The organism is Paracoccus nototheniae, assembly GCF_004335005.1.
GTDB lineage: Bacteria > Pseudomonadota > Alphaproteobacteria > Rhodobacterales > Rhodobacteraceae > Paracoccus > Paracoccus nototheniae.
The window spans coordinates 1-730 of the sequence record NZ_RQRT01000176.1; the positions used below are offsets into that span (position 1 = coordinate 1).

The 730-nt window shown below is 67.9% G+C and carries 1 protein-coding gene; it reads right to left on the bottom strand.

From position 1 onward, the window contains the following. On the bottom strand, positions 1–697 hold a 697-nt coding region (locus EG885_RS22355), incomplete at its 3' end, for a rhomboid family intramembrane serine protease (protein WP_131579072.1). Positions 698–730 lie beyond the last annotated feature (33 nt).

Here is a 730-nt window from a genome sequence, read left to right on the forward strand (position 1 = left end):
CGTCATAAACCGTGTCCGGATGGGGCGGGTGGCCATGGGTGCGCGCCCAGAAGGCCGGGCCTCCGCGCCTGAGAAACAGCGGGGCCGCCAGCAGCACCCCTGCCGCAAAACCGCCCGCATGAGCCCAATAGGCGACCCCGCCCTGACCGCTGGCGCTGGCCAGGCCGCCCAGCATCTGCAGCCCGAACCATGCCCCCAGCATCACCCATGCGGGCAGGGTGAAGACCTTGAAGAAAATGATGAAGATCGCCAGCACATCGACCTTGGCGCGCGGGAACATCAGCAGATAGCCCCCCATCACCCCCGCGATGGCCCCCGAGGCGCCGACCATCGGAATGGGCGATAGCGGATCGGCCGCGATCTGCGCCACAGCCGCCGCAAGCCCGGCGCCCAGATAGAAGCCGAGGAAGGGCAGGCGGCCCATCTGATCCTCCAGATTGTCACCGAAGATCCACAGAAACAGCATGTTGCCGCCCAGATGCAGCAGGCCCGCATGCAGGAACATATGGGTCACCAGCCCGCCCAGCCATTCCCCGTTCGCCACCGCAAGGGGATAAAGGGCCAGCGCCGCCCAAAGCTGCCCCCCGGCCTCGGTCGAGGGCAGGGTTGCCAGATACAGCACCAGATTGGCCGCGATCAGCGCCCAGGTGATCCAGGGGCGGCGGCTGGAGGGGTTGTGGTCGCGGATCGGGAACATGCGGCGGGGCCCCTGGGGCAGGATGTGTGGGGG